20 protein-coding genes are annotated in these 22,669 nt (G+C 67.3%); 8 read left to right on the top strand and 12 right to left on the bottom strand.

Translation table 11 applies throughout. The annotated features are described in order from the left end of the window. The first annotated feature begins 3 nt into the window (after positions 1 to 3). Both FS787_RS01790 and FS787_RS01795 read left to right on the top strand, forming a co-directional pair. The gene (locus FS787_RS01790) at positions 4 to 660 is read left to right on the top strand and encodes a class I SAM-dependent methyltransferase (protein ID WP_144670525.1); all 657 of its coding nucleotides are present in this window, start codon (positions 4 to 6) and stop codon (positions 658 to 660) included. Between the two features lie 110 nt (positions 661 to 770). Then, positions 771 to 1,271, top strand: coding sequence for a hypothetical protein (locus FS787_RS01795; protein ID WP_144670527.1), 501 nt, complete (start codon positions 771 to 773; stop codon positions 1,269 to 1,271). A gap of 10 nt (positions 1,272 to 1,281) precedes the next feature. Here FS787_RS01795 and FS787_RS01800 read toward each other — a convergent pair whose 3' ends face one another. Further along, on the bottom strand, positions 1,282 to 2,112 hold the full coding sequence (locus tag FS787_RS01800) for an N-acetyltransferase (protein ID WP_144670529.1): 831 nt from the start codon (positions 2,110 to 2,112) through the stop codon (positions 1,282 to 1,284). A 96-nt stretch (positions 2,113 to 2,208) separates the two neighbouring features. After that, positions 2,209 to 4,005 carry an aspartate--tRNA ligase gene (gene aspS, locus FS787_RS01805; RefSeq protein WP_144670531.1) on the bottom strand — a complete coding sequence of 599 codons (1,797 nt, stop codon included), beginning with the start codon at positions 4,003 to 4,005 and terminating at the stop codon, positions 2,209 to 2,211. A gap of 107 nt (positions 4,006 to 4,112) precedes the next feature. On the opposite strand from aspS, the gene FS787_RS01810 reads away from it, so the two are divergent. Further along, on the top strand, positions 4,113 to 5,429 hold the full coding sequence (locus FS787_RS01810; RefSeq protein ID WP_144670533.1) for an APC family permease: 1,317 nt from the start codon (positions 4,113 to 4,115) through the stop codon (positions 5,427 to 5,429). 33 nt (positions 5,430 to 5,462) lie between these two features. Here the strand turns inward: FS787_RS01810 and hisS are convergent, their stop codons facing one another. Then, a complete protein-coding gene (hisS, locus tag FS787_RS01815; RefSeq protein ID WP_144670535.1) occupies positions 5,463 to 6,830 on the bottom strand; it encodes a histidine--tRNA ligase in 1,368 nt (455 codons plus the stop codon). A 258-nt stretch (positions 6,831 to 7,088) separates the two neighbouring features. Between hisS and FS787_RS01820 the strand changes: the two genes are divergently transcribed. The 3 genes from FS787_RS01820 (at position 7,089) to FS787_RS01830 (ending at position 10,408) form a co-directional block, all read left to right on the top strand. Beyond that, on the top strand, positions 7,089 to 7,892 hold the full coding sequence (locus tag FS787_RS01820; protein ID WP_144670537.1) for a peptidylprolyl isomerase: 804 nt from the start codon (positions 7,089 to 7,091) through the stop codon (positions 7,890 to 7,892). Positions 7,893 to 7,953: 61 nt separating this feature from the next. Then, a complete protein-coding gene (locus FS787_RS01825) occupies positions 7,954 to 9,708 on the top strand; it encodes a DUF349 domain-containing protein (protein WP_260982347.1) in 1,755 nt (584 codons plus the stop codon). Between the two features lie 100 nt (positions 9,709 to 9,808). Further along, the gene (locus FS787_RS01830; RefSeq protein WP_144670539.1) at positions 9,809 to 10,408 is read left to right on the top strand and encodes a hypothetical protein; all 600 of its coding nucleotides are present in this window, start codon (positions 9,809 to 9,811) and stop codon (positions 10,406 to 10,408) included. Between the two features lie 38 nt (positions 10,409 to 10,446). On the opposite strand, the gene FS787_RS01835 is transcribed toward FS787_RS01830, so the two are convergent. From FS787_RS01835 to pdxT, 9 genes are all read right to left on the bottom strand, one after another. Continuing rightward, the gene (locus FS787_RS01835; protein ID WP_395940304.1) at positions 10,447 to 12,840 is read right to left on the bottom strand and encodes a RelA/SpoT family protein; all 2,394 of its coding nucleotides are present in this window, start codon (positions 12,838 to 12,840) and stop codon (positions 10,447 to 10,449) included. A gap of 163 nt (positions 12,841 to 13,003) precedes the next feature. Then, entirely contained in the window at positions 13,004 to 14,026 is a 1,023-nt protein-coding gene (gene secF, locus FS787_RS01840; protein WP_144670543.1) for a protein translocase subunit SecF, read from the bottom strand. Then, positions 14,027 to 15,793 carry a protein translocase subunit SecD gene (gene secD / locus FS787_RS01845; RefSeq protein WP_144670545.1) on the bottom strand — a complete coding sequence of 589 codons (1,767 nt, stop codon included), beginning with the start codon at positions 15,791 to 15,793 and terminating at the stop codon, positions 14,027 to 14,029. It lies immediately after the preceding gene. A 106-nt stretch (positions 15,794 to 15,899) separates the two neighbouring features. Further along, positions 15,900 to 16,316, bottom strand: coding sequence for a preprotein translocase subunit YajC (gene yajC, locus FS787_RS01850; protein WP_144671830.1), 417 nt, complete (start codon positions 16,314 to 16,316; stop codon positions 15,900 to 15,902). 233 nt (positions 16,317 to 16,549) lie between these two features. Further along, complete coding sequence (ruvB, locus tag FS787_RS01855) at positions 16,550 to 17,662, bottom strand: Holliday junction branch migration DNA helicase RuvB (RefSeq protein WP_144670547.1); 1,113 nt, start codon at positions 17,660 to 17,662, stop codon at positions 16,550 to 16,552. After that, a complete protein-coding gene (gene ruvA / locus FS787_RS01860) occupies positions 17,655 to 18,302 on the bottom strand; it encodes a Holliday junction branch migration protein RuvA (RefSeq protein WP_144670549.1) in 648 nt (215 codons plus the stop codon). The genes ruvB and ruvA overlap by 8 nt, the downstream gene beginning before the upstream one ends. 103 nt (positions 18,303 to 18,405) lie before the next feature. Beyond that, positions 18,406 to 18,993: a crossover junction endodeoxyribonuclease RuvC gene (gene ruvC, locus FS787_RS01865; RefSeq protein WP_144670551.1), complete on the bottom strand. Its 588-nt coding sequence runs from the start codon at positions 18,991 to 18,993 to the stop codon at positions 18,406 to 18,408. After that, on the bottom strand, positions 18,990 to 19,745 hold the full coding sequence (locus FS787_RS01870) for a YebC/PmpR family DNA-binding transcriptional regulator (protein ID WP_144670553.1): 756 nt from the start codon (positions 19,743 to 19,745) through the stop codon (positions 18,990 to 18,992). The genes ruvC and FS787_RS01870 overlap by 4 nt, the downstream gene beginning before the upstream one ends. A 3-nt stretch (positions 19,746 to 19,748) precedes the next feature. After that, positions 19,749 to 20,450 carry a pyridoxal 5'-phosphate synthase glutaminase subunit PdxT gene (gene pdxT, locus FS787_RS01875; protein ID WP_144670555.1) on the bottom strand — a complete coding sequence of 234 codons (702 nt, stop codon included), beginning with the start codon at positions 20,448 to 20,450 and terminating at the stop codon, positions 19,749 to 19,751. Positions 20,451 to 20,542: 92 nt separating this feature from the next. Between pdxT and FS787_RS01880 the strand changes: the two genes are divergently transcribed. Both FS787_RS01880 and FS787_RS01885 read left to right on the top strand, forming a co-directional pair. Further along, positions 20,543 to 21,862 carry a Mur ligase family protein gene (locus tag FS787_RS01880; protein WP_144670557.1) on the top strand — a complete coding sequence of 440 codons (1,320 nt, stop codon included), beginning with the start codon at positions 20,543 to 20,545 and terminating at the stop codon, positions 21,860 to 21,862. Further along, positions 21,859 to 22,647, top strand: a complete 789-nt coding sequence (locus FS787_RS01885; protein ID WP_260982348.1) for a type 1 glutamine amidotransferase — start codon at positions 21,859 to 21,861, stop codon at positions 22,645 to 22,647. The genes FS787_RS01880 and FS787_RS01885 overlap by 4 nt, the downstream gene beginning before the upstream one ends. Positions 22,648 to 22,669: the final 22 nt, after the last annotated feature.

Genomic DNA, 22,669 nt, shown 5'->3' on the forward strand with positions numbered 1-22,669 from the left:
CAGATGAACGCTGATGATCGCCTTGCCAACGTCCGGTCCACGTACGATCTGGTGGCAGAGAGCTACGCAAGCCTGCTGCCCGACGCCAGCTTCGAAGCGCCGGTGGACCGCGGCATGATCGAAGCGTTCGTCACCCACGTGGCTGAGGGGAGCGCCCGTTCAGTAGTCGATGCCGGCTGCGGGTCGGGCCGCATGACCCGGTTACTGGCGACGCTGGGAGTGGACGTGACAGGAATCGATGTGTCCGGCGGCATGATCGACGTGGCCCGTCGGTCCAGTCCAGAGCTCAACTTTGAGGTCGGCGAACTGGCGGAGCTTCCCTTCGCGGATATGCAGCTGGGCGGGGTCTTCGCCTGGTACTCGATCATCCATTCGCCGCCCAAGGATCTCCCCCGGATATTTGCCGAGTTCTTCCGCGTTCTGGTACCCGGGGGCCATGCACTGCTCAGTTTCCAGGTCGGCGAGGGTCACCGGCATCTCTCACGCGCCTACGGGTATGACGTGTCGATGGAGGCCCAGCTCTTCACACCGGAGATCATCACCGAATATCTGGCGGGCGCCGGTTTCAGCGTGGTCGCCCGGATGACCCGCCCGCCGCGGACTTATGAAACAACGCCCCAGGCAGTTTTTCTCGCCCGCCGTTCAGTCACCGGGGCATAGTCCGGCAACCGGGGCCATAGGCCAGCCACGGCGCCCTATGGCCAGTCCCGGCGGCCCAATCCAGCCGGCAACGGCGGGCACCCGTTGCGACCGGCCGATATCGTGGTTCCATGAGGCAGACCGCGGGACAGAAGCTCGGATCGTTGCTGCTTCCGCTGTACCTGCTGGCGGTCCTTGCCGGGATGGCGGCCGGTGCAGGAGCGGGCGCTGTCCTCAGCGCGGTTTCGGCGATCCAGCGGGCCATCCAGCCCGAGCTCTTCGCGGGCTGGGGACCCGGCGGAATCGGGATCATGCCGGTCCTGATCGGACTGCCGGTCGGAGCCGGGATGGCGTTGGCGCCGGCCACCGGCGCCATTGCGGGATTGTTCGTGCAGGCGTGGAATACACCGTTTCCGTCGCTCAAGAGTCAGGCACGGGCCGCCGCCTGGGGTGCCGGATCGGCCTCCGTCCTGCTCGCCGGTGCCACGCTTTTCCTGACCGGAGCGGACCCGGTGGCCACCCTCGCAGCCGGTGCAGCCTATGCGTTCGTCTCGTTCCTGCTGGCGTCCGCCATTAGTTACCGGCTCCTGCGTTACCGGGAGTCCCGGGAATCAGCCGCGCCGGGAGAATGAGAGCACGGCGTCAGCAGCCGGTCAGATGCCGCTTCGGCCGTTCCTGCCGGTACAGGTACCGGCCCACGGCATGGAACCCGGCGCGGTTGTACAGTTCCCGGGCTCCGGCATTGGAGGCCATGACCAGCAGCCAGTACCTGCCGACGCCCCTGGCATCACCCGCACGCAGCAGCGCCTGCAGGATCCGGGAGGCATACCCTCGCCGTCGCGCGTCCGGGCGAGTCGCCATGCAGTACAGCCCGCCGGACAGCCCGCCGGCTCCCCCGCCCGCGCCAGCTCCCCCGCTGGTGCCGCCGGAAACGCCCTGAGGAATAGCAAGGCGTCCGACGGCGGCCGGCAGGCCGTCGTCGTCGCGCACGAGTGCGTACAGCGCGGGGCAGCGTTCCAGAATCCCGCGGGCGACGGCGAGGGCGGTATCATCACCGCGGCCTTCCACGCTCCACCACAGCCGCAGCCACTCCGCGGAGGGCGCGGCCGAAATCTCGACGCCGGGGTCGGCCGGCGCCGAGTCCGTGCCGCCGCCGCGGGCCAGCACCAGGGTTTCGGACTGCCGGGTGAACCCTTCCGCGTCCAGTACAGCGTTCAGCGGCGCATGGCGCGGGTCCTCAAACACCTGGAAGATCAGCGGCAGCCGGCGCTTCCGGTACCAGAGACGTGCCTCCCGGAGCCGCGCGAGCAACTCGTGGGGATCGAGGCCGGGTTCCCGCGGCCAGACGGAGTTGGCCCGCTGGGTCACCCCGGAGGCGGCGCGGAGCACCCAGCCGCCGGACACTTCCGCCTCTGCGGCGGGCCACGCGGCGTCCATCAGCGCTTCAAGCCCGGTAATCGGTTCCGGTTCCATGAGACCCCCTCGCTCCGGTGCTTCCGGGACAGCAGTTGCTCCGACAGCAAAGGCTCCCCGGTGTCCCGGAGAGCCTTTGCTGGTCAACACGCCAGGTTACTTGGCGTCGTCAGCCTTCGGCGGCGCGGCCTTTTTGGCCTCGGGCTTGAAATCCACGCCCGCTTCCTTGCGCTGCTGCGCCGTGATCGGCGCGGGCGCCTGGGTCAGCGGGTCGAAGCCGCCGCCGGACTTGGGGAATGCGATGACGTCGCGGATGGACTCGACGCCGGCCAGCAGCGCCACCACGCGGTCCCAGCCGAAGGCGATGCCGCCGTGCGGCGGCGCGCCGAACTTGAAGCCCTCCAGCAGGAAGCCGAACTTGGTCTGGGCGTCTTCCTTGTCCAGGCCCATGAGCTCGAAGACCCGTTCCTGCACGTCGCGCTCGTGGATACGGATGGAGCCGCCGCCGATTTCGTTGCCGTTGCAGACGATGTCGTAGGCGTAGGAAAGCGCCGACTCGGGATCCTGGTCGAAGCTGTCCATGAACTCGGGCTTGGGTGAGGTGAACGCGTGGTGCACGGCGGTCCACTTGCCGGCGCCGACGGCGACGTCACCGGACGCCACGGCGGCTGCGGCGGGTTCGAACATCGGTGCGTCCACGACCCAGCAGAAGGCCCAGTCAGCGGGGTTGATCAGGCCGGTGCGGTGGCCGATCTCCACGCGGGCTGCGCCGAGGAGGGCGCGGGACGGGGTCTTCTCGCCGGCGGCGAAGAAGATGCAGTCGCCGGGCTTGGCGCCGACGGCGTCGGCGAGACCCGCACGCTCAGTGTCGGTGAGGTTCTTGGCGACCGGACCGGCGAGTTCGCCGTCTTCCTTGTACAGGACGTACGCCAGGCCCTTGGCGCCGCGCTGCTTCGCCCATTCCTGCCAGGCGTCGAGGGCGCGGCGGGCCTGGGAGGCGCCGCCGGGCATAACCACTGCACCGACGTAGGGGGCCTTGAAGACGCCGAAGTTGGTGTCCTTGAAGAATTCGGTCAGCTCGGTGAGCTCCTGGCCGAAGCGCAGGTCCGGCTTGTCCGAGCCGTAGCGGGCCATGGCGTCGTGGTACGTGATGCGCTGGATCGGCGTCGGGATCTCGACGTCGATCAGCTTCCACAGTGCCTTGACGATGTTCTCGCCGAGACGGATGATGTCGTCCTGCTCGACGAAGCTGGCTTCGATATCGAGCTGCGTGAATTCCGGCTGGCGGTCCGCGCGGAAGTCCTCATCGCGGTAGCAGCGGGCGATCTGGTAGTACTTCTCGAAGCCGCCCACCTGCAGAAGCTGCTTGAACAGCTGCGGGGACTGCGGCAGCGCGTACCAGGAACCCGGGGCAAGGCGCGCGGGGACCACAAAGTCGCGGGCGCCTTCCGGCGTCGAACGGGTCAGCGTCGGGGTTTCGATCTCGACGTAGCCGTCCTGGTGCAGCAGCTCGCGGGCCACGCGGTTGGCCTCGGAGCGCAGGCGCAGGTTGCGGGCGGGGCCGGGGCGGCGCAGGTCCAGGTACCGGTGCTTGAGGCGGGCTTCCTCGCCAACTTCCACATGTTCGTCGATCTGGAACGGCAGCGGATCGGAGGTGTTGAGGATGGTGACCTTCTCGGCCATGACCTCGATCTCGCCGCTGGGCAGCGCGGGGTTCTCGTTGCCTTCGGGGCGCCGGGAGACGGTGCCGATGATCTGCAGCACGTACTCGTTGCGCAGTCCGTGGAACACTTCCTCTTCACGGACGACCACCTGGGACACGCCCGAGGCATCGCGCAGGTCAACGAAGGCGACACCACCGTGGTCACGACGCCGGCCGACCCAGCCGGCGAGGGTTACGGTTTGTCCAATGTGCTCGGAACGAAGGGATCCGAGGTCATGTGTGCGCAGCACAGCACGCCTTTCTGAAGAAGACAGAGGGAAATCAGAACTCATGTTCAATAGGATCGCTACAGGAACGATCCCGTACGAGTTTACCCGTTGGAAAGGCACCTCCCTCCATGGCAAGCCGCCGTCCCGCCAGTCCGTCTCCGGACCAGCACCACCATCAGCAGTTGCAGCGCCGGCTGGGCGTCCTGGATTCCACCGCGATCGGGCTGGGCTCGATGCTGGGCGCCGGCGTCTTTGTGGTCTTCGCACCGGCCGCGGCCCTGGCCGGGCCCCTGCTGGCTGTCGCGGTGGCCGTGGCCGGCGTGATCGCGTACTGCAACGCCGTGGCCTCCGCCCAGCTGGCCGCCAAATACCCGTCCAGCGGTGGCACCTACATCTACGGGCGGCAACGGCTGGGCGAGTGGCCGGGGTTCCTTGCCGGCTGGGGTTTCGTGACGGGCAAGACGGCGTCGTGCGCGGCGATGGCGCTCACGTTCGGGCACTACGTTGCACCGGCCTACGCCACACCCCTGGCGGTGGCCGCCGTTGTGGTCCTCACCGGGGTCAACCTGCTCGGCATCACCCGGACCGCACTGCTGACCCGGATCCTGCTGGCCGCGGTGCTCGCCACGATCGTGTTCGTCGCCGTGGCGTCGCTGCTGGGACCGCACCCGGACGGCGCCCCCGGCGCTGCGGGGGCATCAGCGGCCCAGGCATCACTGTCGGTGTCCGGCGGCGGCTGGGGCGTCCTTCCGGCGGCCGGGCTGATGTTTTTCGCCTTCGCCGGCTATGCCCGGATCGCCACCCTGGGCGAAGAGGTCAAGGACCCCACCCGCACCATCCCCCGCGCCATCCTCGCGGCGCTGGCCGGGGCCTTCGTGATCTACCTCGGGCTGGCCCTGCTGCTGCAGTGGCACCTCCCGCCGCAGCAGCTGGCCACCTCGACGGCGCCGCTGCTGGACGCGGTGGCCGTCTCGCAGCTCAGCGCCGGGGTCCCCTTCGTCCAGGCCGGGGCGGCGGCCGCGTGCCTCGGCGCGCTCCTGGCCCTCATTACGGGCGTGGGCCGGACCTCCCTGGCGATGGCGCGGGAACGTGACCTGCCGTCCCCGCTGGCGCGGGTGGGCGGCGCCCACACCGTCCCCTTCGTCGCAGAACTGGCCGTCGCCGCCGTCGTCATTGTCCTGCTGCTGAGCACGAACGTGATGACGGTTGTAGGCTTCTCCAGCTTCGGGGTGCTGATCTACTACTCGGTGACCAATGCCGCCGCCTTCACCTTGTCCGCGCGCCCCTGGCATGCGCCGCGCTGGCTCAACGTGCTGGGCTTCCTCGGCTGCCTGGTCCTGGCCGTCACCCTGCCGCCCGCCTCGGTCCTGGTGATGGCGGCGGTGCTGGCCGTCGGGGTGGCCGGGCGCTTCCTCGTGCTGCGGCTCCGGAAAGCCGCCGCTTAGCCGGCGCGTACGCTTTGCCGGCGTTCGGGCCGCCTAGGCTTTGAGGACCCGGACATGCAGGTCCTCCGTGGCCGGAGCCCACGTGGCGGGATCGGCGTCGACCTGTTCCCCGGTGCGGATGTCCTTGACCTGGTGCTTGCCGTCGTCGTCGGTGAACCAGACGAAGGGGATGCCGCGGCGGTCCGCGAATTTGATCTGCTTGCCGAACTTTTCGGCCTTTGCCGCCACCTCGGTGGCGATCCCGCGGCCGCGCAGCGCCGCGGCGACGTCCTGCGCGGCGCCCCAACTGTCATCGTTAGTAAGCGCGACCAGTACGGCAGTGGGTACGGAGCGTGTTGCCTTGGCGAGGTCCTGGCTGAGGATCCGGGAGACCAGACGGGTCACGCCAATGGAGAGTCCGACGCCGGGGAACTTGCGGTTGCCCTTGCTCGCGAGGGCGTCGTAGCGTCCGCCGGAGCAGATGGAACCGAGCTGTTCGTGGCCCACCAGGACCGTTTCCACCACGGTGCCGGTGTAGTAGTCCAGGCCGCGGGCAATGCTGAGGTCCGCGACCACCTTGCCGGGCGCCCGCTGGACGGCCGCGGCGATGACCTGCTCCAGTTCGGTCAGGCCCTCCTCCGAGAGTTCGTTGCTGACGCCGAGTGCGCGGACCTGCTCCACGAACGAGGTGTCCTCGGTGCGGATGGAGGCCAGTTTGAGGGCGGACTGGGCCTGCTCGTCCGTGGCGCCGAGCTCGGACTTGAGCAGTTCGGCCACCTTGGCCGGGCCGATCTTTTCGAGCTTGTCGATGCTGCGCAGCACCCCGGCGGTGTCCGTGAGTCCGATGCCGTTGTAGAAGCCCTCGGCCAGCTTACGGTTGTTGATCCGGAGCAGGAACGCGGGGATCGGCAGTGCGCTCAGGGCCTCGGCGATGACCAGCGCAATCTCGACGTCGTACCGGAACGGCAGGTCGCCGTCGCCCACAATGTCGATGTCCGCCTGGGTGAACTCGCGGGCACGGCCCTCCTGCGGACGCTCGCCGCGCCAGACTTTCTGGATCTGGTAGCGGCGGAACGGGAACGCCAGGTAGCCGGCGTTCTCCACGACGTACCGGGCGAACGGCACGGTGAGGTCGAAGTGCAGGGCGAGGGCGTGCGGATCGCTCTTGCCGGTTGATGCGGCGTTGCCCGTGTCCGCTGAGGCGTTGCCGTCGTCTTCCTGCAACCGGCTGAGCCCGTACACCTCTTTGTCGATCTCACCCTTGCGGAGCAGCTGTCCGACCGTTTCCACGGCGCGGGTCTCAATCGAGGAGAACCCATGGAGTTCGAAGACCCGGCGCAACGTATCCAGCACATGCAGCTCCACCAGCCGCTCCTCGGGAAGCCACTCGGGGAATCCGGACAGGGAGGCGGTGCGTGCCATGGTGGATTTTCTCCTCAGGTAAAACCGGCCGGAGCCTCCTGCCCCGCGCTGCGGCCGAAACGGGCTGTCCGAAACGGCGATCAGATGGGCGGCAGACAGGCCGGTCATGCATAAACTGTGTGCGGCAGTCAGTTTATGCTTTCCGCGCCCGCAACTTCTAATGCGGACGGGAACCGCCGGACTGCCGGCAGCTTTACCGCTGAACACTCGACGGCGCCCTGGCGCCACCGCGGTTTCAGCCTGACACCAGGAGGACTTTTGGCGGCCAGTTCACGGAGCGCCCGCGAAGCCAAGCGGCGCGTCCAGCAGATGGAGGCGAAGCGTGAGCTGCGCAAGGAGCAGGACAAGCGCCGCAAGCGCGACAACGTCCTCGCCATTGGCGCGGGTACGGCCGCGCTCCTCGTCGCGCTGGTGCTGCAGCTGACGGTTTTCTCGTCCAATCCGACGGAAGATGAATACGCCGCCGCGCAGGCCGGGCTAACCTCACCGTCCGCCACACCCTCGGCCGCACCCACGAGCAACGCCGCGAACATCCCGAAGCCTGCAACGGCGGCCGGCAAGACTTTCACCGGCGAGCTCAAGCTCAACAGCGGCACGCTCGGCGTCGAGCTCGACGGCACGGCGGCGCCCCAGGCCGCGGCGGTCTTCAAGTCCCTCGCGGACCAGAAGTTCTACGACGGGCTCAACTGCCACCGGCTCACCACCGGCGAGACGTTCGGCGTGCTGCAGTGCGGCTCCAAGGCCGGCGACGGCAGCAGCGACCCGAGCTACTCCTGGGGTCCACTGGAGAACACACCGGAGGACAACAGCTACCCGGCCGGAACCATCGCCGTGGCCAGGAGCGGCGGCAACGCCTACGGCAACGGCACACAGTTCTTCATCGTGTACAAGGACACCGTCATTCCGGCCGACGCCGCCGGCGGGTACACCGTGGTGGGCAAAGTGACCTCCGGCCTGGACGTGGTGACCAAGATTGCGGCGGCCGGACTAAAACCGGGTGACAACCCCGCAGACGGCGCACCGGCGGAACCAGTCACGATAGACTCGTTCTCTCTGAAGTAACCAGCCGTTGCCCTTGTGGCCACGGCCCCGGTATTTCCCTCCAAGCGAAAGACTTCTAGCGGTGACAGACAGTCAGAAATCCGACGAAACAGTGTCAGCAGCAGCTGCCAACGAGACCGAAGCCGAGGCTGTGTTCGCAGAACAGAGCACAGAACAGGGCGCGGCCGAGAGCACGGACCAGGGCACGGCTCAGGCGACCGACACTCCCACGAGCACGGCGCCGGAATCGGCAACCGAGCCGGCCGCGGAGGCCCCTGTGGCCGACGCCGAGGAGGAAGCTCCCGAGGCTGACGCCGCACCGGCGGCTCCGGCCGACGATGCTGCTCCGGCCGAGGACGCAGCTCCCGCCGCCCCGGCCGAGGAAGCAGCCCCCGCCGAGGACGCAGCTCCGGCCGCCCCGGCTGAGGACGCAGCTCCCGAGGCTCCTGGCAATGACCCGGCTCCGGCCGCCCCTGCCGCATCCCGGCCCGCGCCGTCACCGGCAGCGTTCGCTGCACGGCCGAAAGCCAAGCCTTCACCGGCTGCCCCCGCCGCCGCGCCGGCTGCGGTGTCCTCCGCCGCGTCGCTGGCTGAAGCGGCACGCTGGGGCCGCGTTGAAGGCGACGGCCACGTGTTCCTGACCGTGGACGGCGAGGAGCACCCCGTCGGCCAGTATCCCGGCGTCAGCGATGACGAAGCCCTTGGCTACTTTGCGCGGAAGTACGACGACGTCGTCGCGCAGATTGTGCTGCTGGAACAGCGCGTGAGTTCCAAGGCGCCCACCACGGATATGCAGAAGACCGTCACCCACCTGCGCGAGCAGCTGGCGGAACGCAACATGGTGGGCGATCTCCGCTCCGCCGAGGCACGCCTGGACACGCTCTCCCAGCAGATCACGGCGCTTGAAAAGGCCGAGAAAGCCGAACACGACGCCGTCCGGGCAGCCGAACTTGCCGCCCGTGAAGCGATCGTCGCCGAGGCTGAGGAGATTGCGGGCCACGACCCCGCTCAGATCCAGTGGAAGACCTCCAGCGCCCGGATGAACGAACTGTTCGAAAGCTGGAAGACCGCGCAGAAGAGCGGCGTCCGGCTGGGTCGCAGCAACGAGGACGCGCTCTGGAAGCGCTTCCGTGCCGCCCGTACGGTCTTTGACCGGCACCGCCGCGCGTACTTCTCCCAGCTGGACAGCAACAACTCGGCAGCCAAGGCCGCCAAGGAAAAGCTGATCGCCGAGGCGGAAGCACTCTCGACGTCCACCGACTGGGGCTTTGCCGCGGGCGAGTACCGCCGCCTGATGGACCAGTGGAAGGCCTCACCGCGCGCCAGCCGCAAGGACGACGATGCCCTCTGGGCCCGCTTCCGCGCGGCGCAGGATGTCTTCTTCACCAACCGCCAGGCCGCCAACGACGAGATTGACCAGGAATACGGCGCCAACCTGGTGGTCAAGGAGGCCCTGCTGGCGGAAGCCAACGAGCTGCTTCCCATCAAGGACCTCGCGGCCGCCAAGAAGGCGCTCCAGTCCATCCGCGACCGCTGGGAAGAAGCCGGCAAGGTTCCCCGCGCCGACATGGGACGCGTCGAAGCCGGGCTGCGGAAGGTCGAAGACGCCGTACGCCACGCCGAGGACGAGAACTGGAAGCGCTCGAACCCGGAGACGAAGGCACGCACCAACAGCGCGCTGACGCAGCTGGAATCGGCCATCGCCGGACTCCGCGATGACCTGGCCAAGGCCGAGAAAGCCGGCGACGAACGTAAGATCAAGGCCGCCAAGGAAGCCCTCGAGGCCCGCGAGGCCTGGCTGGAACAGCTCGAGAAGTCAGCGAGCGAGCTCTCCTAGCCCCCAAGCACCAGGCCGCCTGACGCAGGCCCCGCACCGGTTATCCACATGACCGGGACGGGGCCTGTTTGCTGTGCCCTGATGGGGACAGGATGGCTGGATGGTCATAGTTGACGGCCCGCCCGCCCCGACCCCGGCTGAGCTGTACTCCCCCGGGGCGCTGTTCACCTGGCCCGAGCTTCAGGCCATGGCGTCCGACGGCGTGCTGGTCCAGCTCTACCAGCGGGGCTATCTCCCGCCGGGCACCCGGGTCACCCCGCAGCTCCGGGCCCGCGCCGCAGCCGTCCTCATTCGTCCGGCCATCCGGCAAAGGGTCGTCGCAGGGAGGATGACGGCTGCCTGGATCTTCGGCTGCGCCGCAGAACCGGACCGTCTCGCCCTGCTCGTGGACGCCAACCGGCGGATTTCCAGCCTCAGGTCCACCCGGGGCTGCACCTTCCATGAGGTGCGGTTGGGTCCGTACGACGTCGTGAGCCTGGGCGGGTTGATGGTCTCCACTCCGCTGCGCACCGCCGTGGACATCGCCGTACACGTGGAAGCGGGACGGGCCGTCCCCGCCCTGCGGGCGCTCCTGGGCAAGCCCGAGCTCGGCCTGCAGTTGCGGCTGCTCCGCCTGGCGGTCGAGGCCACCCCGAGGATGCCGCACAAGAGAGCGGCCCTGGCGAAGCTGGAGCACCTTCAGGCCGGACCGGCCCCCTAGGTGCCGGCGGCCCCGGGCGTCGGGCCCCCATGACGTGCTTAGCCGCGCCGCCGGTTGCCGGTGGTGCGGTAGACGTCGAAGACGCCGTCGATGCGGCGGACGGCGCTGAGCACGTGGTTCAGGTACTTGGGGTCGCCCATCTCGAACGCGAACTTGGAGATCGCCACCCGGTCGGTGGATGTGTGCACGCTGGCCGCCAGGATGTTGACGTGGTTCTCGGACAGGATCCGCGTCACATCCGAGAGCAGTGACTTGCGGTCCAGTGCTTCGACCTGGATCTCGACCAGGAAGACGCTCGACTGCGTGGGTGCCCACTCGACTTCGACGATCCGGTCCGGCTGCTCCAGCAGGCCACTGACGTTGGTGCAGTCCGTCCGGTGCACGGAGACACCGGAACCGCGGGTAACGAAGCCCAGAATCGGGTCGGGCGGGACCGGGGTACAGCAGCGGGCAAGTTTCACCCAGACGTCATCAACGCCGCGCACCACAACACCGGAATCGGAATACCGGGCCTTGGTGACCTGGGTCGGGATGGAGACCTCGGTGAGGTCGTCCTCGGGCGTATCGTTGCCACCGAGGCTCTCCACAAGCCGCTCCATCACGGACTGTGCGGAGGTGTGCCCGTCGCCCACGCCGGCGTAGAGACCGGAGATGTCGACGTATTTGAAGTCCTCGGCGATCGCGGCGAGGGCGTCGTGCGTCATCAGCCGCTGCAGCGGGAGGTTCTGCTTCCGCATGGCCTTGGTCAGCAGATCCTTGCCGCGGTCAATTGATTCCTCGCGACGCTCCTTGCTGAACCACTGCCGGATCTTGTTGCGGGCGCGGGCGCTCTTGACGAAATGCTGCCAGTCCTGGCTGGGTCCGGCACCTTCGGCCTTGGAGGTGAAGATCTCCACCCAGTCGCCGTGGTTGAGTTCGCTGTTGAGCGGAACCAGCTTTCCGTTGACGCGGGCACCGATGGTCCGGTGGCCCACCTCGGTGTGGACCGCGTAGGCGAAGTCCACGGGCGTGGAACCGGCGGGCAGGGCCATGACCTCGCCCTTGGGCGTGAAGACGAACACTTCCCGGGCGTTGATTTCAAAGCGCAGGGAATCCAGGAACTCCCCGGGGTCGGAGGTTTCCTGCTGCCAGTCCACCAGGGACCGGAGCCAGCCCATGTCGCCGTCGCGCGGGCTTCCCGGTCCGGCGGCCGTGCGGTTCGGCTGGTCCTTGTACTTCCAGTGCGCGGCGACGCCGTATTCGGCGCGGCGGTGCATCTCATGGGTGCGGATCTGGATCTCCACGGGTTTGCCGCCCGGGCCAATCACCGTGGTGTGCAGCGACTGGTACATGTTGAACTTGGGCATCGCGATGTAGTCCTTGAACCGCCCCGGGAGGGGGTTCCAGCGCGAATGCATGGCGCCCAGGGCCGCGTAGCAGTCCCGGACGGAATCGACCAGGACCCGGACGCCCATCAGGTCGTTGATGTCGTCGAAGTCCTTGTCGCGGACGATCATCTTTTGGTAGATCGAGTAGTAGTGCTTCGGCCGGCCGGTGATGGTGGCTTTGATCTTGGCGTCGCGCAGGTCCTCGGTGATCTGGTTGCGGATCACGGCGAGGCTCTTTTCGCGTTCGGGGGTCCGGTCCCCCACCATGCGCACAATTTCCTCGTAGACCTTGGGATACAGCGCCGCGAAGGAAAGGTCTTCCAGTTCCCATTTGATCGTGTTCATGCCGAGCCGGTGGGCCAGCGGGGCGAAGATTTCCAGGGTTTCGCGGGCCTTGCGCGCCGAGGATTCGGCCGAGACGAAGCGCCAGGTCCGGGCGTTGTGCAGCCGGTCGGCGAGCTTGATCATCAGGACCCTGATGTCCTTGGCCATGGCCACAACCATCTTGCGGACCGTTTCAGACTGTGCGGCCTCACCAAAACTGACCTTGTCCAGCTTGGTGACACCGTCCACCAGCATGGCGACTTCCGGCCCGAACTCGGCCTTCAGGTCATCCAGGGTGTAGGAGGTGTCTTCGACGGTGTCGTGCAGGAGCGCAGCGGCCAGGGTGGTGCCGCTGAGCCCCAGTTCCGCCAGGATGGTGGCGACCGCCACCGGGTGGGTGATGTACGGGTCACCGCTCTTGCGCTTCTGGCCACGGTGGCAGCGCTCCGCCACCACGAAGGCACGCTGGATGAGGTCGAAGTCCTCTTTCGGGTTGTTGGCCCGGACGGTGCGCAGCAGTGGTTCGAGGATGGGGGAATACGCGGGGGCGCCGCGGCCCGTCAGGCGGGCCAGCCGGGAACGGGTGCGTTCACGCCGGCCGGGGAATGTGGTGCGGGCACCTGAACTGTCCACGGGTACCGGCGGATCGGCGCGTCCGGGAGCCACCACACCAGTCTGCGTACCCTGGCCTGGAGCCTTATCCACCGGCGCTGATGGCACCGGCGTCGAACGTTCTTCCAATGGTGCACCTCTCCGAACCCGTTAATTCTTCCAGTGTATTCCCGCAGCAGGATACTTCGATAACCGGCGGCGATACGGCGACGGGCCGGAGACCGTCACAAATGACGTTCTCCGGCCCGTCCAAACCCCCGGACAGCACTCCGGCTGCGGCAGGATCCCTCGGCTAGGCCGTGGCCGGCTCCGCCGGGGAATCGGTCTTGGCTTCGGCCTGGGCGCGGCGCTGGTGCACGCGTTCGGCCTGCTTGACCAGTTCCGGTTCGCCTTGGCGCAGCCAGGCGTAGAGCGGGGCAGCGATGAAGATCGTGGCCGCCGTTCCGATCAGGATGCCGACGAAGAGTGCCAGCGAAAGGTCCCGCAGGGTTCCCGCGCCCAGCAGGCCCGCGCCGATGAACAGGATGGCACCAACCGGGAGGATGGCGACCATCATGGTGTTGATGGACCGGACCAGGGTCTGGTTGACAGCCAGGTTGACTTCCTCACCGAACGTCCTGCGGGTAGAGGCCTGCAGGTCCGCCGTGTTCTCGCGGATCTTGTCGAAGACCACCACGGTGTCATACAGCGAGTAACTCAACACGGTCAGGAAGCCGATGATCGCCGACGGCGTGACTTCAAAATCGCTGAGGGCGTAGACACCGGCGGTGATGAACATCGTCACCAGCATGCCGACGATCGCCGAGAGCGACATCTTCCAGGTCCGGAAGTACAGGGCCATCAGCACGGCGGCGAGTCCGACGAAGATCGCCAGGCCCAGCAGGGCCTGCTTCGTGACGTCGGCACCCCAGGTGGGGCCGATGAAGGTGGACGTCACCTCGTTGTCCGTCACGCCGTAGGCCGTGGTGAGCCCCTCCTTGATCTGGAGCGTCTCATCTTCCGTGAGCTTGTCCGTCTGGATCCGCATCGTGTTCCCGGCAACGTTGGCCACCCGCGGGACGCTGCCGGCGACAACATCCTCGACGGCCTTCTCACCGAGGGCGGCGTCCGTGGACTGGACGTTGGAGACGGTGAATTCCGAGCCGCCCCGGAATTCGATGCCCAGGTTGAAGCCGCCCTTGGCGACGGGCAGCAGGATCGAGAGCGCAACCAGGACGGCAGCGATCAGGAACCAGATCTTCTTGGAGCCGACGAAGTCGTACGAGCGCTTGCCCGTGTAGAGCTCGTTGCCGAAATTAGCGAAGCTGGTGGCCATTTAGTTGCCCTCCTTGGACGCGCTCTTGGAGGACCCGGCAAGTTGTTCCTGCCGTTCCGCGAGGCGTCGTTCTGCAATGGTCATCCGGCGTTCGGCCTCAGCCGTGGCGCCCTGGTTCTTGGCGCGGAGCGCGGCCACCTGGGCCGGCTTGTCCGCAGGAGTGCGGAACCGGCCCGCACCCCGGTACAGGGGGACGGCGCCGAGGCTCTTCGGGTCCAGCCCGGAGAGCGGGTGGCCTTCACCGAAGAACTTGGTGCGGGCCAGCAGCTGCAGGGTCGGATGCGTGAACATAAAGACCACGATCAGGTCGGCAATGGCCGTCAGGCCGAGGGTGAACGCGAAGCCGCGGACGTTGCCCACCGCCACGAAGTACAGCACGACGGCGGCCAGCAGGTTGACGGCCTTGGACGCCAGGACCGTGCGCTTTGCGCGCTTCCAGCCGTTCTCCACTGCCGAGACAAGGCCACGGCCTTCTCGGAGCTCATCACGGATTCGTTCGAAGTAGACGATGAACGAGTCCGCGGTCTGGCCGATGGCCACGATGATGCCCGCGACGCCGGCGAGGGAGAGCCGGTAGTTCTCGGTCCAGCCGAGGATGTCGATGGCCAGGAACGTCAAAGCGCCGGCCATCACAAGGGAGGCGACGGTGACCAGGCCCAGTGCCCGGTACTGGACCAGGGAGTACACCACCACCAGCAGCAGGCCGATCAGGCCGGCAAGCAGGCCCATGCGGAGCTGCTCACCGCCGAGGGTGGCGGAGATCTGCTGTTCGCTCTGGATCTCGAAGCTGATCGGGAGGGCACCGAAGCGGAGCTGGTCGGAGAGGGCCTTCGCCGATTCCTCTGTGAATCCGCCAGTGATCTGCGGCCGGCCGTCGGTAATAACAGCCTGGGACCGCGGGGCGGAAATGACCTGGTCGTCCAGGACAATGGCGAACTGTGACTTCGGATCCGAACCGGTTTCGCCGCCGGCCTCAACGTAGAACTTGTTCAGCCGCTCGGTGACGGTCTTGAACTTGGTGGTGCCTTCGTCGTCGAACTGGATGTCCACGGCCCACTCATTGGTGACGGCACCCTGGGCGCCGCGCTGCAGCTGGAAGGAGGAGTTCTTGATGTTCGAACCCTTGACCTCCACCGGGCCGAGGATGTACTTGATCGCTGGCCGGCCCTCGGACGCGGGTTCGCAGGTGACCAGCGGCTTGGCCGGGTCGGAGCGTTCCTGCTGGTCCTGGGACGGGTTGTCACAGTCGAGCGCCTCGAACTTCTTGTAGACCTCGGGGGTGATCCAGTTGACATCGCTGCCGTTGGCGGGCTCCGCGGTGGGCTTGGGCAGCTGGTCCTCGGGAGTCCGGGACTCCGCCGGGACCGCCGCGCCCGGACCGGCCTGCAGCACGGGCCGGAAGTTCATGTCGGCGGACGCCTGGATCAGCGCGCGGGTTTCCCTTGACGGGGTGCCGGGCAGGCTGACCACAACGTTGCGTCCGGACTGCGTGCTGATCTCAGCTTCCGCGACGCCGGAGCCATCCACGCGCTGGCGGATGATCGCCACGGCCTGGTTGAGCTGTTCTTCGTTGATGTCCGAACCGCCCTCGACCTTGGGCGCCAGGATCATCTGGGTGCCGCCTTCAAGGTCCAGGGCAAGCTTGGGAGCCCAGCTCGCCTGGCCGGCCATGGTGCCACCTGCCAGGACGGCGGTCATGACGGCAAGGATAACGCCGAGCCAGACCAGCACCCTGAGGGCTGAGTTTTTGGGGCCAGTTCGTGCCATTGTCGATCTTTCTATTATTTACGGAGGAACCGCCGATGCGGCCCCACGGGGCCGCTCCGGCGGTTGCCCGCAACCATTACTTCGCGGGATAGCTCAAACAGGCAGACTAGCTGTCTTTCTTGCCTTCGTCGTTGAGGCGGCGCAGGGTTTCTTCCGGCGTCTCGTCGCGCGGCGCATCGGTGACCGGGACGGCGTTTTCGGCGGTGCCGGACTTGTCGGCGATCAAGGAGGATGCGTCGTTGGGGACCACGGTGGGCTCCTCGGCGGCGACAACCGGCTCGACGATCTTGGTGACGGCCTGGCGGTGCACGGTAGCGGTGTTGCCCGGGGACAGCTCCAGGAGGACCTTGTTCTCGTCGTCGTTGATCTCGACGATCCGGCCGAACAGGCCAAAGCTGGTCATGACCTCGACACCCGGGGCAAACTTCGACTGGAGCTGTGCCTGCTGCTGCTGGGTCTTCTTGTTGCGGCGGAACATCATAAAGACGAAGACGCCGAGCATGGCGAACAGCAGGATGGTCATGATGTCGATGCCGCCGCCGGCCTGCGGCTGGGTCTGGGCAGAAATAAGTCCGAACACAGGGATAGTTCCGTTCTGTACTTGCGTAGCTGGTTATACAGCAACGTCCGCTTCGCTTCGGGCTGGCAGGCAATCATGCCGCGCCGACGGCGGCCGGATGCCGGCCGCGCACAGAAACAAAGACCCGAACGTGCCGAGCGTCATACCAGTCTAAAGGGAAACGTCACGGAGCGGTGCTATTGACCATTACGGATCCATTCCGGATCCGCCTCCCGGCCCAGCACGCCGTCCGCATCGGGGCCCTCTTCCCCTGCCTGGAAGAGCTCCAGCGGGTCCTGCGCGAACACTCCGGGCGGCACCGCAAAGCCGAGGTGCGTCCAGGCCGGGGCCAGGGCGATCCGGCCCCGCGGCGTGCGCCCCAGCAGTCCCTCCCTCACGAGGTATGGCTCGGCGACGGTTTCCACGGTTTCGGTCTCTTCGCCGACGGCGATCGCCAGGGTGGACAGCCCCACGGGTCCGCCGCCGAATTTGGTGATAAGGGCCTCCAGGACGGCACGGTCCAGCCGGTCGAGTCCGCGCTTGTCCACCTCATACATGTCCAGCGCCGCGGAGGCTGCCCGGGCATCGATCTGCTCGATTCCGTGCACCAGGGCCCAGTCGCGGACTCGGCGCAGGAGCCGGTTGGCGATGCGGGGTGTGCCCCGGGACCGCCCCGCGATTTCGCTGAACCCGGCCGAGTTGACCTTGAGGTCCAGGAGGCCCGCGGAGCGCCGCAGGACGAGTTCCAGTTCGGCCACCGAATAGAACTCCAGGTGGCCAGTGAAGCCGAAACGGTCCCGCAGCGGACCGGGCAGCAGGCCGGCACGCGTCGTGGCGCCCACCAGCGTGAAGGGCGGCAGCTCCAGCGGGATGGCCGTGGCCCCGGCGCCCTTCCCGACGACGATGTCGACCCGGAAGTCTTCCATCGCCATGTAGAGCATTTCCTCGGCCGGCCGGGACATCCGGTGGATCTCGTCGAGGAAGAGAACTTCACCCTCGGAGAGCGAGGACAGGATGGCGGCCAGATCCCCGGCGTGCTGGATGGCGGGTCCGCTGCTGATCCGCAGCGGGGCGTTCATCTCCGCGGCAATGATCATGGACAGCGTGGTCTTTCCCAGCCCGGGCGGGCCGGAGAGCAGGACGTGGTCGGCGCTGCGGCCGCGCATGCGGGAGGCCTCCAGGACGAGGGAAAGCTGTTTGCGGACCCGGTGCTGGCCCACGAAATCGTGCAGGTTCTTTGGCCGCAGGGCGGCTTCTATAACGCGCTCCTCCGGCTCCTCTCCCCCGCCGACCAGGGACGGCTCAGCCACGGGCGCCTATCCTGTTCCCGGCGCGGGCACCGTCCTGCCCCAGCCAGCGGAGGGTGGCGCGCAGGATCTCAGCCACGTTGCCCTTCTCGGCCAGCTCGGGTGAATCCGCCAGCGACTTGTCAATGCTGGACGTGGCGTCCTTCTCGGACCAGCCCAGGCTGGTCATGGCCGCCACGACCTGCGGCTTCCAGACCGTTTCGGCGGACGCGGCCGGAGCAGCAGTCCCGGCAGCCGTGCCGTGCGGCACCAGTTTGCCGGCCAGTTCCAGCACAATCCGGCCCGCGACCTTGGGACCGATGCCGGGGACCTTGGTGAAAGCTTTGCCGTCGCCCGAGTGCGCGGCGACGCGGATGGCTTCGGGCTCGTGCACGGCCAGGACCGCCAGCGCAAGGCGGGGTCCGACGCCGCTGACACTCAGCAGGACGTCAAAGACCTCCCGTTCGTCGTCGCTGCCGAACCCGAACAGGGTGAGCGAGTCCTCCCGCACGATCAGGGAGGTGAAGAGCTTCCCCTCCTCCCCGACGCGGAGGCTGCTGAGGGTCTGCGGTGTAGCGTTCACGCTCATGCCGGCGCCGTTGAGGTCGATCACGGCGGAGGACAGTCCGACGTGCGCTACGGTTCCGCGAAGAAAACTGATCAAAGCCGGGCTCCTGGGGTTACAGCTCAATTCAGCCGGGGAGACCCGGCTATCCGAACATATCTACGAATACCCTACCAAGCTGTGCCGCTGCACAGCCGGATATTCAGCGTGTGCGGCGCGCTTTGGCCTCCGCGTCGGCCCACGCCCGCTGGGCCGGAGTCAGTGACTGGCTGCCGGGGCCGGTGGTGACTGCACCCTTGTTGGAAGTGCCGCTGCCTGACCGCCAGGCGTGGGTGATGGCAAGGGCCAGGGCATCGGCGGCGTCGGCAGGCCGCGGCGGGGCATCGAGCCGGAGGATCTTGGTGACCAGCTTGGTGACGGCGTCCTTGTTGGATGTTCCGCTGCCGGTGACGGCGGCCTTCACCTCTGAAGGGGTATGCAGCGCCACAGGAATGCCGCGGCGCGCGGCGGCGGCGATCACTACGCCGGACGCCTGGGCCACGCCCATCACGGTGCTGACGTTGAGCTGCGAAAAGACACGTTCGACGGCGAGGACGTGCGGTTCGTACCGGTCCAGCCAGTCGTCGATGGAGGTGGCGATAACCAGCAGGCGCTGGTCCAGGCTTTCCTCCGGGGACGTCCCGACGACGCCGAACGCCACCATCGTGGCGCGGCGGTTCTTCTCAACGTCCACGACGCCGATCCCGCAACGGGTGAGGCCCGGATCGACGCCGAGGACGCGAAGGGTCACTCCGCTTCCAGTGCGGCCTGCACTTCGTCGCTAAGGTCGGCGTTGCTGTAGACGTTCTGGACGTCGTCGAGTTCCTCGAGGGCGTCAACAAGCTTCATGAACTTCTTGGCGGCGTCGATGTCCAGCGGCACTTGCATGGACGGGACAAACTCGGCCTCGTCGGTGTCGTAGTCGATTCCGGCTTCCTTCAGCGCATCGCGGATGGCCTGCAGGTCGGTCGGCTCGGAGTGGATCTCGAAGGTCTCGCCGTTGTCTTTGACTTCTTCGGCCCCGGCGTCGAGGACGGCCATCAGGACGTCGTCCTCGCTCAGGCCGTTCTTCTGCAGCGAGACCACACCCTTGCGGGAGAAGAGGTAGCTGACCGAACCGGGATCGGCGATGGTTCCGCCGTTGCGGGAGATGGCGAGGCGAACTTCGGAGGCGGCACGGTTCTTGTTGTCCGTAAGGCATTCGATGAGCAGTGCCGAGCCCTGCGGTCCGCGGCACTCGTACATGATCTCGGTGTAGTCCACCACTTCGCCGGTGAGGCCGGCCCCGCGCTTGATGGCGCGGTCGATGTTGTCGGCGGGGACCGAGGTCTTCTTGGCCTTCGTGACGGCGAGTTCCAGGCTCGGGTTGCCGGCGAGGTCCGGCCCGCCCATGCGTGCGGCGACTTCGATGTTCTTGATCAGCTTGGCGAACGACTTGGCCCGGCGGCTATCGAGGATGGCCTTCTTATGCTTGGTCGTCGCCCATTTGGAGTGGCCTGACATGCTTTACGCTTCTCCTCTGATCATTCGAATAAACAATTCGTGCACGCGCTTCTCCCCCGTCACTTCCGGGTGGAAGGAGGTGGCCAGCAGCTTGCCGGAACGCACAGCAACAATTCTAGCCGTCCCCGCCAGCGCCTCGGGGTGGGACGCCCTGGAGGGTTCCACGACGGCGAGAACCTCCACGCCATCGCCGACGCGTTCCACCCATGGTCCGCGGATGAAGACCGCGTGGACCGGAGCCACGCCGTTTTCCGTGGCGCTGAAGTCAAGGCCCTTGAAGTCGAGGTCCGTCTCGAAGGATTCCCGCTGCCGGCCGAAGGCGTTCCGGCGCACCGTGATATCGAGTCCGCCGAACGTCTGCTGCGGGTTGCCGGCCAGGTCCTTCGCGGGGTCGGTAATGTCCTCCGCCAGAAGGATCATGCCGGCGCAGGAGCCATAGACCGGCAATCCTTCGTGGATGCGCTTGCGCAACGGATCGCGGAGCCCGAATGCGCGGGACAGTTTGTCGATGGTGGTTGATTCGCCGCCGGGAATGATGAGGCCGTCGAGGCCGTCGAGTTCGGCCGGGCGGCGGACGCCGATGCCCGTGGCACCGGCATCTTCCACCGCGTGCAGGTGTTCGCGGAAGTCGCCCTGGAGGGCCAGGACGCCGATCCGCAGCCCTGTTCCCACGCGGGAAGGAGGCACGGAAGTGGGGTTGGTCATCCGAACAGCATAGTGCCCGCGGCCCTTCGCCCGGGCATGCCGTGCCGCCCTCCGGCGGGCTTCCATGCCGCTACTGGGATATATTACAAAGCATGTTTTACTTCAGCATTCCGCTCGGCAAGTTCGTTCGCCGGGTCTCCCGGCTCAGGGGCGGAGGCTCTGCCCTTCCCGGGCTCGTGGTCGAAAAAATCGATCCCGGCTTCATGCGCAGGACGCTGTCCACGCTGCCGCACGGCGTCGCCGTCGTCAGCGGCACGAACGGCAAGACGACCACCACCAAGATGGTGGTGGAACTGCTCGAGAGCCAGGGCCTGAAAGTCTTTACCAACCGCACCGGCAGCAACTTCACCCGCGGCGTAGCCGCGGCCCTGCTCGGCGAGGTGGACTGGCGCGGACGGCTGGACGCCGACGTCGCCGTGCTGGAACTCGACGAGGCCCACGCCGTGCACTTCGTCAACCAAGTGCCGCCGCGCTACAGCCTCCTGCTCAACGTCCTGCGCGACCAGCTGGACCGTTTCGGCGAAATCGACAAGACCGCACAGCTGCTGCAGCACATCGCGTCGAAGACCACGGGAACGGTGGTGCTGAACCGGGAGGACCCGCGCGTCGCCCGGATCGCGGAAACGCTTACCGCGGGCACCCACGGGGCAGGCATAGAGAAGGGCCCCGACGTCCTGTACTTCGGCCTGGATGACTCCCTGCTGAGCACCTTCCCGAACGACGACGAGCTGCGGGCCGCCCCCGGCAGCCCCGTGCCGCCGGCTCCGCCCAAGCCGCACGCCGACGTCGTGCTGCGCCGGGTGGGTGCGGCGGACGCGGACTTTGAGTGCGACGGCGTCACGGTGACCACCGCGATGAAGCTCCGCGGCGTCTACAACATCTTCAACGCTGCGGCCGCGCTGACCCTGGCCCGGGCCATTGCGGTCAGGGACGGCGCAGTTGCGGACAACGACGGGCTGCTGACGGCCCTGTCCCAGGTGGCGCCGGCGTTCGGCCGCGGCGAGAGCCTCGTGGTCGACGGCCTGCCCCTGGATCTGGTCCTGGTGAAAAACCCCAGCGGCTTCCGCCTCGGGCTGAAGTCGTTCCCGGCCGCCGGTTACGCCACGATGATCGCCATCAACGACAACTACGCTGACGGGCGGGACATGTCCTGGCTCTGGGACGTCGAATTCGACACCCTCCGGGAGGGCGGCGTGGACCAGTTGAGCGGCTCCCGCGCCTACGACATGGCGCTCCGCCTGCAGTACGACGACGTCGCTATCGGGGCCGTGGACACCGAGATTGCCCCCGCGCTGGCGGCTTTCATCAGCGGCGCCAGGGACAAGCCGAAGCGGATCTTCTGCACGTACACAGCCATGCTGGCCATCCGCCGCGAGCTGTCCAAAATCACCACAGTAGAGGTGGTCTCATGACCCCGCAGCCCGACTCCAGCCTCTCCTTCGGGCATGAGCTTCCGCCGGAGGAATCCCCGGCGCCCGGCAAGGGGACCATCCGGGTCCTGCAGCTGTACCCGCGGGACATGAACATCTACGGCGACTGGGGCAACGCCCTGGTGCTGGCCCAGCGGCTGCGCTGGCACGGCTACACCCCTGAACTGCTCGAGTACAACGTCGGCGACGAGTTCCCGGCGGACGTCGACCTGATCGTGGGCGGCGGCGGGCAGGACAGCGGCCAGCTTGTTATCCAGGATGACCTGCTGTCCCGGGAGTCAGTGCTGAAGGCCCTGGCCGAGGACGGCACCCCCATGCTGGTGATCTGCGGCCTGTACCAGCTGTTCGGGAAGTTCTTCAAGACCCGGACGGGTTCCGTCATCCCGGGGATCGGCGTCCTGGATGTCGAAACCCACGGCACCGACCAGCGGCTGATCGGCAACGTGTCCGTGTCCTCCCCCGAGTTCGGTACCGTGCTGGGGTACGAGAACCACAGCGGCCAGACCACCCTGGGTCCGGGCGTCTCACCGTTGGGGACCACGGCCAAGGGCACCGGCAACAACAGCGACGACGGCCAGGAAGGTGCCCGCTACCGGAACATCGTGGCGAGCTACCTGCACGGATCCCTGCTGCCCAAGAACCCGGCGCTGGCGGACTTCCTCATCCGGACCGCCGTCGAACGCAAGTACGGCAGCTTCTCCCCCGGCACCCCGGACGACTCCTACGCCGTCCTCGCCCGCGAACACGCCGCCCGCCGCCCGCGCTGAGTCTGAACAGATTCCGGGGAGG

Origin of the sequence: Arthrobacter sp. U41 (assembly GCF_007679325.1) — a bacterium.
In the GTDB taxonomy this organism is placed as follows: domain Bacteria; phylum Actinomycetota; class Actinomycetes; order Actinomycetales; family Micrococcaceae; genus Arthrobacter.